This is a genomic window from Oleiagrimonas sp. C23AA (assembly GCF_011759385.1).
Classification (GTDB): Bacteria; Pseudomonadota; Gammaproteobacteria; order Xanthomonadales; family Rhodanobacteraceae; genus Oleiagrimonas.
Genome location: NZ_JAARLY010000008.1, coordinates 64,856 through 78,920, shown reverse-complemented (window position 1 = coordinate 78,920; position 14,065 = coordinate 64,856). Strand labels below are relative to the sequence as shown.

13 protein-coding genes are annotated in these 14,065 nt (G+C 64.4%); 9 read left to right on the top strand and 4 right to left on the bottom strand.

Annotation, left to right across the window (positions count from 1 at the left end; translation table 11 throughout):
* Window positions 1-38 precede the first annotated feature (38 nt).
* Complete coding sequence (gene hfq, locus HBF24_RS13705; protein WP_167173863.1) at window positions 39-308, bottom strand: RNA chaperone Hfq; 270 nt, start codon at window positions 306-308, stop codon at window positions 39-41.
* Window positions 309-507: 199 nt separating this feature from the next.
* Window positions 508-1,458 carry a tRNA (adenosine(37)-N6)-dimethylallyltransferase MiaA gene (gene miaA / locus HBF24_RS13700; RefSeq protein ID WP_167173860.1) on the bottom strand — a complete coding sequence of 317 codons (951 nt, stop codon included), beginning with the start codon at window positions 1,456-1,458 and terminating at the stop codon, window positions 508-510.
* 152 nt (window positions 1,459-1,610) lie between these two features.
* On the opposite strand from miaA, the gene tdh reads away from it, so the two are divergent.
* Window positions 1,611-2,630, top strand: coding sequence for an L-threonine 3-dehydrogenase (gene tdh / locus HBF24_RS13695; RefSeq protein ID WP_167174170.1), 1,020 nt, complete (start codon window positions 1,611-1,613; stop codon window positions 2,628-2,630).
* A 146-nt stretch (window positions 2,631-2,776) separates the two neighbouring features.
* Complete coding sequence (gene kbl / locus HBF24_RS13690) at window positions 2,777-3,976, top strand: glycine C-acetyltransferase (protein ID WP_167173857.1); 1,200 nt, start codon at window positions 2,777-2,779, stop codon at window positions 3,974-3,976.
* 74 nt (window positions 3,977-4,050) lie between these two features.
* Here kbl and HBF24_RS13685 read toward each other — a convergent pair whose 3' ends face one another.
* Window positions 4,051-5,376 carry a DUF2254 domain-containing protein gene (locus tag HBF24_RS13685; RefSeq protein ID WP_167173854.1) on the bottom strand — a complete coding sequence of 442 codons (1,326 nt, stop codon included), beginning with the start codon at window positions 5,374-5,376 and terminating at the stop codon, window positions 4,051-4,053.
* Between the two features lie 379 nt (window positions 5,377-5,755).
* Here HBF24_RS13685 and HBF24_RS13680 point away from each other — a divergent pair, with 379 nt between their 5' ends.
* Genes HBF24_RS13680 through HBF24_RS13650 form a run of 7 tightly spaced genes read left to right on the top strand, consistent with a single transcriptional unit; the run spans window position 5,756 to window position 12,465 of the window.
* Window positions 5,756-6,721, top strand: coding sequence for an acyl-CoA desaturase (locus HBF24_RS13680; RefSeq protein WP_167173851.1), 966 nt, complete (start codon window positions 5,756-5,758; stop codon window positions 6,719-6,721).
* 4 nt (window positions 6,722-6,725) lie between these two features.
* Entirely contained in the window at window positions 6,726-7,985 is a 1,260-nt protein-coding gene (locus tag HBF24_RS13675; protein ID WP_167173848.1) for an FAD-dependent oxidoreductase, read from the top strand.
* The gene (locus HBF24_RS13670) at window positions 7,982-8,767 is read left to right on the top strand and encodes a DUF1365 domain-containing protein (RefSeq protein WP_167173845.1); all 786 of its coding nucleotides are present in this window, start codon (window positions 7,982-7,984) and stop codon (window positions 8,765-8,767) included. Before HBF24_RS13675 ends, HBF24_RS13670 begins: the two co-directional genes overlap by 4 nt.
* Before the next feature lie 4 nt (window positions 8,768-8,771).
* Complete coding sequence (locus tag HBF24_RS13665; protein ID WP_167173842.1) at window positions 8,772-10,043, top strand: cyclopropane-fatty-acyl-phospholipid synthase family protein; 1,272 nt, start codon at window positions 8,772-8,774, stop codon at window positions 10,041-10,043.
* On the top strand, window positions 10,040-10,594 hold the full coding sequence (locus HBF24_RS13660) for a DUF2878 domain-containing protein (RefSeq protein ID WP_167173840.1): 555 nt from the start codon (window positions 10,040-10,042) through the stop codon (window positions 10,592-10,594). The genes HBF24_RS13665 and HBF24_RS13660 overlap by 4 nt, the downstream gene beginning before the upstream one ends.
* 19 nt (window positions 10,595-10,613) lie before the next feature.
* Window positions 10,614-11,390 (top strand): DUF1295 domain-containing protein, encoded by a 777-nt coding sequence (locus tag HBF24_RS13655; protein ID WP_167174167.1) that lies wholly within the window; start codon window positions 10,614-10,616, stop codon window positions 11,388-11,390.
* A gap of 22 nt (window positions 11,391-11,412) precedes the next feature.
* Entirely contained in the window at window positions 11,413-12,465 is a 1,053-nt protein-coding gene (locus tag HBF24_RS13650) for a cyclopropane-fatty-acyl-phospholipid synthase family protein (RefSeq protein WP_240922583.1), read from the top strand.
* Between the two features lie 228 nt (window positions 12,466-12,693).
* Here the strand turns inward: HBF24_RS13650 and HBF24_RS13645 are convergent, their stop codons facing one another.
* Window positions 12,694-13,884, bottom strand: a complete 1,191-nt coding sequence (locus HBF24_RS13645; protein ID WP_167173837.1) for an OmpA family protein — start codon at window positions 13,882-13,884, stop codon at window positions 12,694-12,696.
* Between the last annotated feature and the right edge of the window lie 181 nt (window positions 13,885-14,065).

Here is a 14,065-nt window from a genome sequence, read left to right as displayed (position 1 = left end):
GCCCAAACAAGGCCCGTGCCGCGAACCGGAGCGCGCTTTTAAGCCTCGGCAGGCTGGGCCGGCGCGCCCTGGTGCTCGCTATGCGCTTCGTGCCCGCCCACGCGCACGTTGCGGCTGGGCACCACGGTGGAGATGGCGTGCTTGTACACCATCTGGCTAACCTGGTTGCGCAGCAACACCACAAACTGGTCGAACGACTCGATGGTGCCCTGCAGCTTGATGCCATTGACCAGGTAGATGGCCACCGGAACGCGCTCGCGGCGCAATGCGTTTAGAAATGGATCTTGCAATGACTGTCCTTTGGACATGATTGTTCTTCCTTATTTTCCCCTCACGACCACGGCCGGATAAATGAACCAGCGGGCGTCTCCCGTCTGGCTCCCAGCCCAAACGGCCACCGCTCCAGATCCCCCGCAGGAAGTGTTCGATGGCCCCCTTGGAGAATCTTAATCGCTTTTGAACGCGCGACAATCCCCAAAACGTCAAATGTCGCACTTTTAGAACGATTCAATGGGCAGATCGTGTAAACAGGTCCAAAGCGTCGGCGGCGCGCGGCAGGGCCGGCTGGCGATCCGGATCGATCACCCGCGCATCGCGCTCGGCGCGCAGCCAGGTGGTCTGGCGTTTGGCCAGCTGACGGGTCGCAAAAATGCCACGGTTGCGAAGCTCATCCAGACCGTAGGCGCCGTCCAGGTGCTCCCAGGTCTGGCGATAACCGACCGCGCGCATGGCCGGCATGTCCGGCGCCAAATCGCCGCGCGCCCGAAGCGCGCGCACCTCGTCGACCAGGCCAGCATCCAGCATCTGGACGAAACGCCGGGCGATGCGCGCATGCAACGCAGCGCGGTCCTCGGGCAGCAGTGCCAACTTCAGCACCCGATATTCAAACGGCACGGCATGGCCACCTTGCTGCTCGCTCAAGGGGCGACCGGTCAGCTCGATCACCTCCAGCGCGCGCTGCAGGCGCTGCGCGTCATTGGCATCGATGCGTGCAGCGGCCACCGGGTCCAGTCGAGCCAGGCGCGCATGCAGCGCCGCCCAGCCCTGCTCGGCGGCCTCGTCGGCCAGGCGCTGGCGCAGCCCGGCATCGGCCTCGGGCAGGCGTGAAAGACCTTTTTGCAGCGCGCGGAAATAAAGGCCGGTGCCGCCCACCAACAGCGGCAGGCGACCACGCGCGGTGATAGCCCGCATCGCGGCCAGCGCATCGCCGGCAAACTCGGCGGCCGAATAAGCCTGCGCCGGGTCGCGAATATCGATCAACGCGTGCGGATAGCGTGCCAGCGTGGCCGCATCGGGCTTGGCCGAGCCGATATCCAGCCCGCGATAGACCAGCGCCGAATCCACGCTCACCAGCTCCAGCGCAAAGCGCTCGCTGAGCGCGCAGGCAAGGTCGGTCTTGCCCGATGCAGTCGGGCCCATCAGGAAGATGGCAAGGGGGCGGTCATCAAGCTTGGACATCGCGCCATTGTAGCGGCGCCGGCGCGTTGGCGGGCGTCATGGCTGCGCCTTTCATCGCGCGCGCCGCGCATGTGCCAGTCGCCATCCAGCGGAGGTTGCCGGTGGCCGCGTATAATCGCCGCCAATTGCAGGAGGTACTCATGTCGCAAACGATGAAGGCCCTGGTCAAGCGCGAAGCGGCCGAGGGCATCTGGATGGAAGAGGTGCCGGTGCCGGAGATCGGCCCGAACGAGGTGCTGATCAAGGTCGAGAAAACCGCTATTTGCGGCACCGACCTGCACATCTACAAGTGGGACGAATGGAGCCAGCGCACCATCAAGCCCGGGCTGGTGATCGGCCACGAGTTTGTTGGCCGCATCGTCGAGATGGGCCCGGGTGTGACCGGCTACGAGATCGGCCAGCGCGTCTCGGCCGAGGGCCACGTGGTCTGCGGCATGTGCCGCAACTGCCGCGCCGGACGTCCGCATCTGTGTCCGAACACCGTGGGCATCGGCGTCAACCGCAACGGCGCGTTTGCCGAATATGTGGCAGTGCCGGCCTACAACCTGTGGCCGATCCCCGACCAGATTCCGTCCGAGCTGGCCGCCTTTTTCGACCCCTACGGCAACGCCGCGCACTGCGCGCTGGAATTCGACATGATCGGCGAGGACGTGCTGATCACCGGCGCCGGCCCCATCGGCATCATCGCCGCCGGCATCGCCAAACACGTGGGCGCGCGCAACGTGGTGGTCACCGACATCAACGATTACCGCCTGAAGCTGGCCGCCGACATGGGCGCCACACGCGTGGTCAATGTGTCCAACGCCAGCCTGAAGGAAACCATGGCCGAGCTGCACATGGAGGGCTTCGACGTGGGCCTGGAAATGAGCGGCAACGCGCATGCCTTCAACGACATGCTCGACTGCATGTACCACGGCGGCAAGATCGCGCTGCTGGGCATTCTGCCCAATGGCGCCGGCATCAACTGGGACAAGGTGATCTTCAAGGGCCTTACGGTGCAGGGCATCTACGGGCGCAAGATGTTCGAGACCTGGTACAAGATGACGCAGATGGTGCTGACCGGCTTCCCGCTGGGCAAGGCCCTGACCCACCAGATTGCCATCGACGACTTCCAGAAGGGTTTCGACCTGATGGCGGCGGGCACCTGCGGCAAGGTGGTGTGTAGCTGGTGAACTGCGTGGGAATCGGGCATGGGAAACGGGGCATCGACTTCGGTTCGCCCTGCGCCCTGCCCCTTTTCCCGTGGCGCCACTTGACCGCCATCTAGCCGCCCGATTCCCAACTCCCCTTCCCCATTCCCGTCCGCAGGAGACCCGACGTGGCCTACACCATTGCCGAACGCCTCAAGAACGAACTGGACTCGATCCGCAATGACGGCCTGTTCAAGGCCGAGCGCATCATCACCTCGCCGCAGTCCTCGCAGATCACGCTGGCCAACGGCGAGTCGGTGCTCAATTTCTGCGCCAACAACTACCTGGGCCTGGCCGATCATCCCGAGGTGATCGCCGCGGCCAAGGCGGCGCTGGACAGCCATGGCTTTGGCATGGCCAGCGTGCGCTTTATCTGCGGCACGCAGGATCTGCACAAGCAGCTGGAAGCGAAGATCGCCGAGTTCTTCGGCACCGAGGACACCATCCTCTATGCGGCCTGCTTCGATGCCAACGGCGGCCTGTTCGAGCCGCTGTTCGGGCCTGAGGACGCGATCATTTCCGATGCGCTGAACCACGCCTCGATCATCGACGGTGTGCGCCTGTGCAAGGCGCAGCGTTTCCGCTACGCCAATTCGGACATGGGCGATCTGGAAAAGCAGCTGCAGGCGGCCGATGCCGCGGGCGTGCGCAGCAAGATCATCACCACCGACGGCGCCTTCTCGATGGACGGCTATGTGGCCAAACTCGACCAGATCACCGCACTGGCCGACAAGTACGGCGCCATGGTGCATATCGACGAATGCCACTGCACGGGCTTTCTCGGCAAGACCGGTCGTGGCGCGGCCGAAGTGCACGGCGTGATGGACAAGATCGACATCTTCACCGGCACCCTGGGCAAGGCGCTGGGCGGCGCGGTGGGTGGCTTTACCACCGGCAAGGCCGAGGTTATCGAGATGCTGCGCCAGCGTTCGCGTCCGTACCTGTTCTCCAATTCGCTGCCGCCGCACGTGGTGGCCGCCGGCATCAAGGTGTTCGAGATGCTGGACGAGGCCGACGAGCTGCGCCAGAAACTGGTGGAAAATACCGAGTACTTCCGCCGCCGCATGACCGAGGAAGGCTTCGACATCAAGCCGGGCAACCATCCGATTGTGCCGGTGATGATCTACGACGCACCCAAGGCGCAGGCCATGGCCGAGAAGCTGCTGGACGAAGGCATCTACGTCACCGGCTTCTTCTACCCGGTGGTGCCCAAGGGTCAGGCGCGCATCCGCACGCAGATGAGCGCGGCGCACACGCGCGAGCAGCTGGACCGTGCCATCGCCGCCTTCGTCAAGGCCGGCCGCGAGGTGGGCGCGCTCAAGGGCTGAGTCTTTCGCAGCAGGCAGACTCAAAAAAAGCCGCGGCCTTTTCGGTCGCGGCTTTTTCATGCGCTTCAGACGCTTCAGTCGTGCAGCTTCAGACGCCGCCTGAGCTCGGCCACGCGCTCGCGCATCGGCGTGCGGTCGGGCGACCACGGCACGGTGGCCTCGGAAAGTGCATCGATGGCACGCACCTGGTCGGCCAGCGCCTGGTGGGCCATCTCGATGGCCGGCGTATCGGTCAGCGCCAGCAGCACTTCCAGCTGGCGGGTCAGGATATTCACGTTGCCGGGCGCATTCTGACGCACCTGGTTGAATGCCAGCGCGATGAAGTCGCTGAAGCCGGGCACCGCGTTGGTGACCCGCACAACGCCCTCGCGCGCCCAGATGCGCACCGGTGGACGCCGATATGCCATGCGCATCAGCAGCGCACCCTGCCAGTCCACGCACATGATCGCGGTGGTGGTTTCGTTGACGCCCGGCGACAGCGCCTTGAGCGCCACATCGACCAGCTGACGCAGACCGTAGCCGGGATCATTCTCCAGCGTGCGCCATACCGAATACGACCAGGCGGTGGCCACCTTGTGGCAGATCGCGGCATCAGGCTCGTCCGCGGCCACCCATTCGGCGATGATCTCACCGGCGCTGGCAAACTGCCCGGCGCAGCGCAGCACATTCACCCGCGCGCCTTCGGCTGCACTCAGTTCCATCAGTGCATCGACGCTGATACCGGTGATATAGCCGTTGTGTACCGAACGCACCGGCCAGGCCTTGCCCACCACGGGCTGCTCGTCCACTGGCAGTTCGGCGTGCGCGCCGCCCTGCATCGGCGGGAAGTGCCGATCGACGAAGGGCATCGCGTCATGGGCAATGGCCGCGACCACATTGCTGGCCTGCAGCGACTGCGCCAGATGGTGGATGTAGTAGATCAGCGCACCCACCGCCAGAACGGCCAGCAGCAAGGCCATCGCCATGGACAGGGCCGGCGCCTGATCCTGGCCCGGGCCATCGCTGGACAGCGAACGCAGCACCAGGATGCAGTACAGGAACACGCCCAGGAAAATACCCAGCACCGACTGGTTGGCGCGATCGCGAATGTAGTTGCGCAGCACGCGCGAGGTGTACTGGCCAGCGGCCAGGGTCAATGCGGCAATGGTGATGGAAAACACCACGCCGGCGATGGCCGCAATCGATTCGGCCAGTGTCTCCAGCATGGCCTGCGCCGCCTTGTTGCGCACGTCCAGTACCTGATCGAGCACCGGCAGCGCATGCCACCACTGCGCCGGTAGCGCATGGTCGAGCGCAATCAGCGCGTAGGCCAGCACCATCGCCCCCAGCACCATCAGCGACGGCACAAACCACAGACTGGTGCGAAGCGCATCCGCCCATAGTCGCGCGCGGGTCATCATGAGGCCATTCGCCCTTGTGAAAAAAATGTTGCGTACACCGTCACGCCCCGTGCACGCCAAGTGTCGATGATCAACGCGTTCCTGGCCGCATCTACCGACGCCGGAAGGCGCTGCCCCGGCTCGCCGCGGCCGTGATCGGAGCGCGGCCTATCCCGCCCCTTTCGGTGCAGCGGTAATGAAACCAGCCCGCGCGAATCGGGCAGACAGGGGCCTTGCATGGACGAATCAAGGACAGGCATGCCCGAAGCCTATAGAGCGACCATACGCCCGGCAAGGCGCGGCATGAACGGCTTTGCAACCGATTCGGCATATTCCATGCATCCAATGGCAGGCCTGCCTCGTAACTGCAGATGTATTCAAAGCGAGGAAGCGCAGCACCATGCAGCCTGATGCACGTCTCAACACACCGTATGCCACCTGGCCGGTGCGCCTGGCGCGGACCGTACGGTGCTGGTTCGACACCACTGCGCCGGGAGCCTGCGAGGATGGAAACGACGAGCGCATCGACTGGCCGCGCGTGATTCCTTTCATCGGCATCCACCTGATGTGCCTGGGCGTCATCTGGGTGGGCTTCTCGTGGATCGCGCTGAGTGTGTGCCTGGCGCTTTATGCCCTGCGCATGTTCGCCATTACCGCGTTTTACCACCGCTATTTCTCGCATCGCGCCTTCCGTACATCGCGCCCCGTGCAGTTTGTGTTCGGCTTGGCCGGGGCCAGCTGCGTGCAGCGCGGCCCGTGCTGGTGGGCGGCCCATCACCGTCACCACCATCGCCACTCCGACCAGCCGCAAGACCTGCATTCGCCGGTGCAACGCAGCTTTTTCTGGAGTCATGTCGGCTGGTTCCTGACCCGTCGCGGCTTTCGCACACGCTGGGAGAACATCCCGGACCTGGCCAAGTTTCCCGAGCTGCGCTGGCTGGACCGCTTCGACATCGTGGTACCGCTGTTGCTGGCGGTGGGCGTTTATGGGCTGGGTGCCTGGCTGGAAACGGCGCACCCGGGACTCCACACCAGCGGCATGCAGATGCTGATCTGGGGGTTTTTCCTGTCCACGGTGCTGCTGTTCCACGCCACGGTGACCATCAACTCGCTGGCGCACCGCTTTGGCAGCCGCCGCTTTGCCACGCGCGACAATTCACGCAACAACTTCGCCCTGGCGCTGCTGACGTTCGGCGAGGGCTGGCACAACAACCATCACCATTTCCCCGGCTCGGCACGGCAGGGCTTTCGCTGGTGGGAACTGGACATCACCTACTACGGCCTGCGCGCGATGGCGGCGCTGCGGCTGATCCATACCCTGAAGCCGGTCCCCAAGGGGCTGCGTCGTGTGGTCAGGGAGGACTGAGACCATGCGAATCGCGATCATCGGCTCGGGCATCTCGGGCCTGGCCAGCGCGTGGCTGCTCTCGCGCCGCCACGAAGTGAACCTGTTCGAGGCCAACGATTACCTGGGCGGCCACACGCACACGCATGACGTGGAGGTCGCCAGCGGCCGCTACGCCGTCGACAGCGGCTTTATCGTCAGCAATCGGCAGAACTACCCGCTGCTGTCGAGACTGTTCACCGAATTGGGCGTGGCCACGCAGCCGACCACGATGAGCTTTGCCGTGCGCGACCTGCGCTCGGGGCTTGAATACAACGCCACCTCGCTGGATCGCCTGTTCGTGCAACGGCGCAATGTATTCTCGCCACGCTTCATCGGCATGGTGCGTGACATCCTGCGCTTCTACCGCGAGGCGCCGGCGCTACTCGATCACGAAGACGGCAGCACCGGTCCCACATTGGGCGAGTACCTGCATCACCACGGTTACGGTGCGGCGTTCCGCGATCAGCATCTGGTGCCGATGGCCAGCGCGCTGTGGTCCTCGCCCAGCGCGCGCGTGCTGGATTTTCCGGCCGCCTACATGGTCCGTTTCATGGCCAACCATCACATGCTGCAGGTCGAAGACCGGCCCGAGTGGCAGGTGGTGCGCGGCGGCTCGCACCAGTACGTGCAGGTCATGCGCGCGCAATGGCAGGTCCACGAGCGGCTGAGCTGTCCAGTGCAGAGGGTTTGGCGCGACGGCCCGACGCAAGAGGTCTGCGTACGCCACGCGCAAGGCGAGGAACGTTTCGACCATGTCGTGCTGGCCTGCCACAGTGACCAGGCACTGGCGCTGCTGGGCGACGATGCGCGTGAACGCGAACGCGACATTCTGGGCGCCATCGGCTATCAGACCAATGATGCCGTGCTGCATACCGACACGCGCCTGCTGCCCCGCCGCCGCAAGGCCTGGGCAGCCTGGAACGCGTTGGTCGGGGAAGGCTCGGACCAGGCCTGCACCGTCACCTACGACATGAACCAGCTGCAGGGCCTGGATGCCCCGGAAACCTTTTGCGTGTCGCTCAATGCAGGCCACCGCGTCGATGCGGACAAGGTACTAGCGCGCATGCGTTATGCGCACCCGGTCTACACGCGCGCCTCGGTGGCGGCGCAGGCGCGCAAGGGTGAGATCCAGGGCCGCGAGCGCATCTGGTTTGCCGGCGCCTACTGGGGCTGGGGCTTTCACGAGGATGGCATGCGCAGCGCGGTGGCCGTGGCCTCGGCACTGGGGGTGGACTGGCCATGAGCGCGCCGCTTGCCAGCGCCATTTACGAGGGCCACGTGCGGCACCGCCGCTTTGTCCCGCGCGAGCATGCCTTCGACTACCGCATGGCAATGCTGTATCTGGATCTGTCCGAGCTGGACCGAGTCTTTGAGCATCGCTGGCTGTGGTCGGTGAACCGTCCCAACTTGGCCGAGTTCCGGCGCCGCGACTATATGGCGCCGCACGACGCGCCGCTGGACCAGGTGGTACGCGACCGTGTAGCTGAGGTCACCGGCCAGCACCCGCGCGGCCCGGTGCGCATGCTCACGCACCTTCGCTATTTCGGCCACTGCTTCAACCCGGTCACGTTCTACTACGTGTTCGATGAGGCCGACACGCAGCTGGACACCATCGTCACCGAAATCACCAATACGCCATGGAAGGAGCGCCACGCCTACGTGCTGCCGGCCAGCGCCGCCACGCGCCATGGCCGCGCCCTGCACTTTGGTTTCGACAAGCGCTTTCACGTCTCGCCGTTCATGCCCATGCAGCGCCGCTACGACTGGCGCTTCACACCGCCCGGCCAATCGCTGCATGTGCACATGAACGTGTTCGATCACGAACACCGCGACTTTGACGCCACCCTGAGCCTTGAGCGGCGCGCGCTCGATGGCGCGGGGCTGGCACGCGTGCTGACCCGCTATCCGGCCATGACCATGAAAGTGGTGGCCGCCATCCATTTCGAGGCGCTGCGCCTGTTCCTGAAACGCAGCCCGGTGCACGACCACCCGGCCAAGCAGGCAAACAGCCGCCTGAAGGAGTGATTCCATGGATATGCCCGTGACTTCATCCCACACTGCCCGCTACAGCCGCCTTGATCGCCTGCTGCGCCAGCGCTTGCTTGCGCAAATGGCCGCCCTGCGCGGTTGCCGGCTGAGCCTGACCGATGCGCTGGGCGAGAGGGTGCTCGGCGCGGATGCCGAAGAGGAATCGGCACTCAGCGCCAGCATCTACATTGACGATGCCGCCTTCTACCGGCTGGTGGCCGCCCATGGCAGCGTCGGTGCCGGCGAGGCCTACATGGACGGCCTGTGGCGCTGCGATGACCTGGTCGCGCTGATCCGCATCCTGGTGCAAAACCGCGACCTGCTCGATGCCATGGACAGCGGCCTGGCCCGCTTGGGCGGCGGTCTGCTGAAGGCCTGGCATGCGCTGCGCCGCAATACACGCGCCGGCAGCCGCCGCAACATCGCCGCCCACTACGACCTGGGCAATGAACTGTTCGCGCTGTTTTTGTCGCCGGACATGATGTATTCCTCGGCGATCTATCGCAGCGACTCGGACACGCTGGAAGAGGCATCCGCGCACAAGCTGGAGCGCATCTGCCAAAAGCTGGACCTCAAGCCGGCGGACCACGTGGTCGAGATCGGCACCGGCTGGGGCGGCTTCGCCGTGCACGCGGCGCGCCATTACGGCTGCCGCGTGACCACCACCACCATTTCGCGCGAGCAATACGAACTGGCCAGACAGCGCGTCGAAGAGGCCGGCGTGGCTGACCGCGTCACCCTGCTGCTGGACGACTACCGCGACCTTACCGGCCAGTACGACAAGCTGGTCTCCATCGAGATGGTCGAGGCCATCGGCCACCAGTACATGGATACCTACTTCGCCACCATCGGCCGCCTGCTGAAGCCCGATGGCATGGCGCTGATCCAGGCCATCACCATCGAGGATCACCGCTACGCGCAGGCGCTCAAATCGGTGGACTACATCAAGCGCTTCATCTTCCCGGGAAGCTTCATTCCGTGCGTCAGCGCATTGCTGGGCTCGGCTGCGCGCAGCTCGGACCTGCGCCTGTTCCATCTGGAGGACATCGGTCCCAGCTACGCGCTGACCCTGCGCGACTGGCGCCGACGCTTCATGGCGCAACTGGGGCGTGTGCGTCAGCTGGGTTACGACGAGCGCTTCATACGCATGTGGGAGTTCTATCTGGCCTACTGCGAAGGTGGCTTCCGCGAGCGCTCCATTGGTGACGCGCACCTGCTGCTGACACGTCCGCAATGCCGCCGCGCCCAGATCACCCCCGAGCTTGGCGCATGAATCGACACTCGCCCTGGCCGTCGATCATCGGCTACCAGGCCGTCTGGGTGCTGGCGGTATGGCAAGCCGGTGCCGGTCGCTGGTGGCCGGCGTGGTTGGCGATGCTGGCGTTCGCGCTATGGCAGTTCGTCCGCGGCCCGGCCGGTCACGCCGAGTGGCTGCTGATGCCCGTCGCCGCCTTGGCCGGTGCGCTGATCGACTCGATACAGGCGGCCAGTGGGCTGGTGCACTACGCGGCCTCGCTACCCAGCGCACACCTGGCTCCGCTCTGGATCATCGCCATCTGGCTGGCGTTTTCACTGACGCTCCGGCCCACCTTCGGCTTTCTGCGCGGGCACCCCTGGTGGGCTGCCTTGCTGGGTGCCGTGGGGGCACCGCTGGCCTACAACAGCGCGGCCGGTGGCTGGCACGCGGTGCAGTTCCCCGATGGACGCTGGCCGGCGAGCGCGCTGATCGCCGTGCTGTGGGCGCTGGCCTTCCCCGCCTTGATCGGCCTGGTCAGCAAACTTGAGCGTGACCACCACACATTGCCGGAGCCCGAGCATGGTTGATGCGTCTTTCCCCTGGCCGCTGCTGGTGGGCCTCTGGCTGGCCATGGTGCTGGTGATGAGTGCCGGCTGGTTGTGGCAGCGGCACACACGCAACGCCACCATCGTCGATGCGCTGTGGTCGCTGGGCATGGCCGCCAGCGCCGGCGCGTATGCCTGGCTGGCGCCGGGCGACACGGTAACCCGTGCGTTAGTGGGCATACTCGGAGCGCTTTGGGGCCTTCGACTGGGCCTGCATCTGACCCGGCGCGCCTTCGGTGAGGACGAAGATGGCCGCTACCGGTATCTGCGCCAGCACTGGCACGGCCATCAGGGCAAGTTCTTTGCCTTCTTCCAGGCCCAGGCCTTGATTACAGCGTTGTTTGCCCTGCCCTTTCTGGCCGCCTCCTGGGCCACACCCGGCGCCCCCCACTGGGCACAAGTGGCGGGCGTGCTGGTGTGGCTGATCAGTGTCGGTGGCGAAGCCCTGGCCGACCGCCAGCTGGCACGGCACCGCCAGGATCCGGCCAACAAGGGCCGCACCTGCCGCAGTGGCCTGTGGCGCTACTCGCGCCATCCCAACTATTTCTTCGAGTGGACGCACTGGTTCGCCTACCCACTGCTGGCCATCGGCGCGCCCTTTGCCTGGCTGAGCTGGGTAGGTCCCTTGCTGATGCTGGTCAGCCTGTACCGGGTCACCGGCATTCCCTTTACCGAGGCGCAATCGCTGCGCAGCCGTGGCGAGGACTATCGCGCCTACCAACGCAGCACCAGCGCCTTCATTCCCTGGATTCCCAAACGAGGATCACGCCATGAGTGAGACCGCCACTTTTGCCGGCCACATGCCGGGCACTGAACCCGAGCCGGGCCTGATCGGCCTGGCCGAACGCGGCCTGATTCCCGATCGTCTGCTGCGTCACGGCATCCGCCGTCTGTGCGCGCAGCGCCTGCGCGAGGAACGTGAGGGCGGCACCGAGGCAGTATGGGAGCGCTTCCGCGCCCTGCTGGCCGAGTTGCGCGAAAGCCCACTGGCGCTGCATACCGATGCCGCCAACGCGCAGCACTATGAGTTGCCACCGGCGTTCTTCGAGCTGTGCCTGGGCGAGCGCCTGAAATACTCCTCGGCGTACTTCGAACGTGGTGACGAAACCCTGGAGCAGGCCGAAGACGCCATGCTGGCGCTGTATGAGAAACGCGCCGGGCTGGCCGATGGCCAGGACATTCTCGAGCTGGGCTGCGGCTGGGGTTCGCTGACTCTCTGGATGGCCGAACGCTACCCCAACTCGCGCATCACCGCGGTGTCCAACTCGTCTCTGCAACGCAAGCATATCCAGGCGCGCTGCGCCGAGCGTGGCCTTGGCAACGTCAGCGTGATCACGCAGGACGTGAATCGCCTGCAGCTGGAGCCCGAGCAGTTCGACCGCGCCATCTCCATCGAAATGTTCGAACACATGCGCAACTACCAGACGCTACTGGGCAACATCGCTCAGTGGCTGCGCCCTGACGGCCGGTTGTTCGTGCACATCTTCTGTCATCGCGAGCTGATGTATCCGTTTGAGACGCAGGGCGATGACAACTGGATGGGTCGCTTCTTTTTCACCGGCGGACTGATGCCCGCCGCCGATACGCTGGCGCATTTCCAGCGTGACCTGCTGCTTGAACAACAGTGGCGCCTGTCCGGCACGCATTACGCGCGCACAGCCAACGCCTGGCTGGCAAATCAGGATACCCGCCGTCCGCAGGTGATGTCGGTACTGCGTGACGCCTACGGCGACCAGGGGGCGCGGCTTTGGAACCAGCGCTGGCGCATTTTCTGGATGAGCTGCGCGGAGCTGTTCGGTTTCGATCATGGCAACGAGTGGCTGGTTGGGCACTACCTGTTCCGACGCCACTGAAACCTCTTTGAAAACCAGACAGATAAAGCCGGGCAAATGCCCGGCTTTTTATTTTCGGGACGATGCACCTTGCTGTCGTGGCGATTTTTTGCGCACGATCAAAAATATATTTTTCCCATGGTGCCGTTAAATATTTGACGAACACAATATTTGATCAAGGCAAAGAAAAAGCCCGGCTTGCGCCGGGCTTTTTCAAGACCTTTCAAGGTCAACTCATGAAACAGGCGATTACATGCCCGAGTCGGAGTTGTCCATACCCTGATCGGAGTTACCGCTCTTGACCGTATCGGTCTCTTCCACCTGCAGCTCGGTGCGACGGTTCTGCGCACGGCCTTCCTTGGTGGAATTGGTGGCGATCGGGTCGTTCTCACCGTGACCGATCGGGCCATCCAGGCGGCTGGCGTCGATACCGTGCGAGGTCAGGTAGCTGTACACAATCTTCGCACGACGCTCGGACAGGCCCTGGTTGTACTTGGCCGTACCGATCGAGTCGGTGTAACCGGCGACGGTCACATGCACCTGCGGATAACGCTGCAGGGTATCGACAGCCTGATCCAACACGGACATCGACTCGGAGGTCGGCTCCTGCAGGGTCGGGGCGATGTCGGTCTCACCCTTCTTCGGACGGTCGAACTTGAAGTTCACACCACGCAGGTCGATAACCACCTTCTGCGGGCAGCCATCCGGGCCCACGATGGTGCCGGCCGGCGTATCCGGGCACTTGTCGTCACAGTTGTTGACGTTGTCGTGGTCCGAATCGAGCTGGTCGCAGGTCGGCTGCGGCGGCGGCGGCGGGGCGGCCGGCGGGGCCGGCGGAGCCGGCGGCTCGCCGAAGCGCGAGACGATGCTCAGGCCCAGGAACCAGTCACCGTAACCATCCTGCGACGGCTGGCTCTTGTCGTCCCAGTCGTAACGGTAGCCGGCTTCGACGCGGAAGTCCGAGCTCTTGGTGATGGTCTTGGACAGACCGGCACCCAGTTCGGCGGCCGGCGACCAGCCGTGGTCCATGGCGTTGCTGTGGTAGCTGCCCATCACGCCGACCAGGGCGTACGGACGCCAGGCGTTCCAGTCATCGCCACCGTAGAAACGGGCGGCCACGCCATAGTTGTTGTTGGCCCACTTGCCGGGACCATCGGAATCACGCGACGTGCGATCGATGAACAGATCCACCGACGCGTTCGGCGAGACGAACTTGCCGAAGCCCAGACCGTAATAGATCTGACGGCTGTTGGTATTGCGATCGGTATCGTTGTAGTAACCGCCGATCGTCGGCGCGATGTACCAACGGCCATCGTAGTTGGTCTGGCTCATCGAGGCGCTATCGGTCGACGGGGTGGTACCCATCGAATCCTGCGCGTGAACGGCACCCACGCCGCCCAGAGCCAGGGCAATCAGCAAACACAAGCCCTTACGTTTCATCGGAGTCTCCTCTGCAATAACTTTCCGCGTCCGTTCCACCCCAGACGGACATACTTGATATGTCTCTAGCTGGATGTACAGGTCATTATTTTTTTTGGTGACTTGTACATTTACCCCTGAACACGGGCAGGGAAAGTTTAGCAAAAAACAAACATTCCACCAGACGAACGTGAATTCCGTT

Bases quoted from the DNA above. Each gene is read 5' to 3' on its own strand.
- HBF24_RS13660 (WP_167173840.1), top strand. From the start codon at position 10,040: ATGAATCGACACTCGCCCTGGCCGTCGATCATCGGCTACCAGGCCGTC.
- HBF24_RS13670 (WP_167173845.1), top strand. From the start codon at position 7,982: ATGAGCGCGCCGCTTGCCAGCGCCATTTACGAGGGCCACGTGCGGCAC.
- HBF24_RS13665 (WP_167173842.1), top strand. From the start codon at position 8,772: ATGGATATGCCCGTGACTTCATCCCACACTGCCCGCTACAGCCGCCTT.
- HBF24_RS13675 (WP_167173848.1), top strand. From the start codon at position 6,726: ATGCGAATCGCGATCATCGGCTCGGGCATCTCGGGCCTGGCCAGCGCG.
- HBF24_RS13650 (WP_240922583.1), top strand. From the start codon at position 11,413: ATGCCGGGCACTGAACCCGAGCCGGGCCTGATCGGCCTGGCCGAACGC.
- tdh (WP_167174170.1), top strand. From the start codon at position 1,611: ATGAAGGCCCTGGTCAAGCGCGAAGCGGCCGAGGGCATCTGGATGGAA.
- HBF24_RS13645 (WP_167173837.1), bottom strand. From the start codon at position 13,884: ATGAAACGTAAGGGCTTGTGTTTGCTGATTGCCCTGGCTCTGGGCGGC.
- HBF24_RS13680 (WP_167173851.1), top strand. From the start codon at position 5,756: ATGCAGCCTGATGCACGTCTCAACACACCGTATGCCACCTGGCCGGTG.
- miaA (WP_167173860.1), bottom strand. From the start codon at position 1,458: ATGTCCAAGCTTGATGACCGCCCCCTTGCCATCTTCCTGATGGGCCCG.
- HBF24_RS13685 (WP_167173854.1), bottom strand. From the start codon at position 5,376: ATGATGACCCGCGCGCGACTATGGGCGGATGCGCTTCGCACCAGTCTG.
- hfq (WP_167173863.1), bottom strand. From the start codon at position 308: ATGTCCAAAGGACAGTCATTGCAAGATCCATTTCTAAACGCATTGCGC.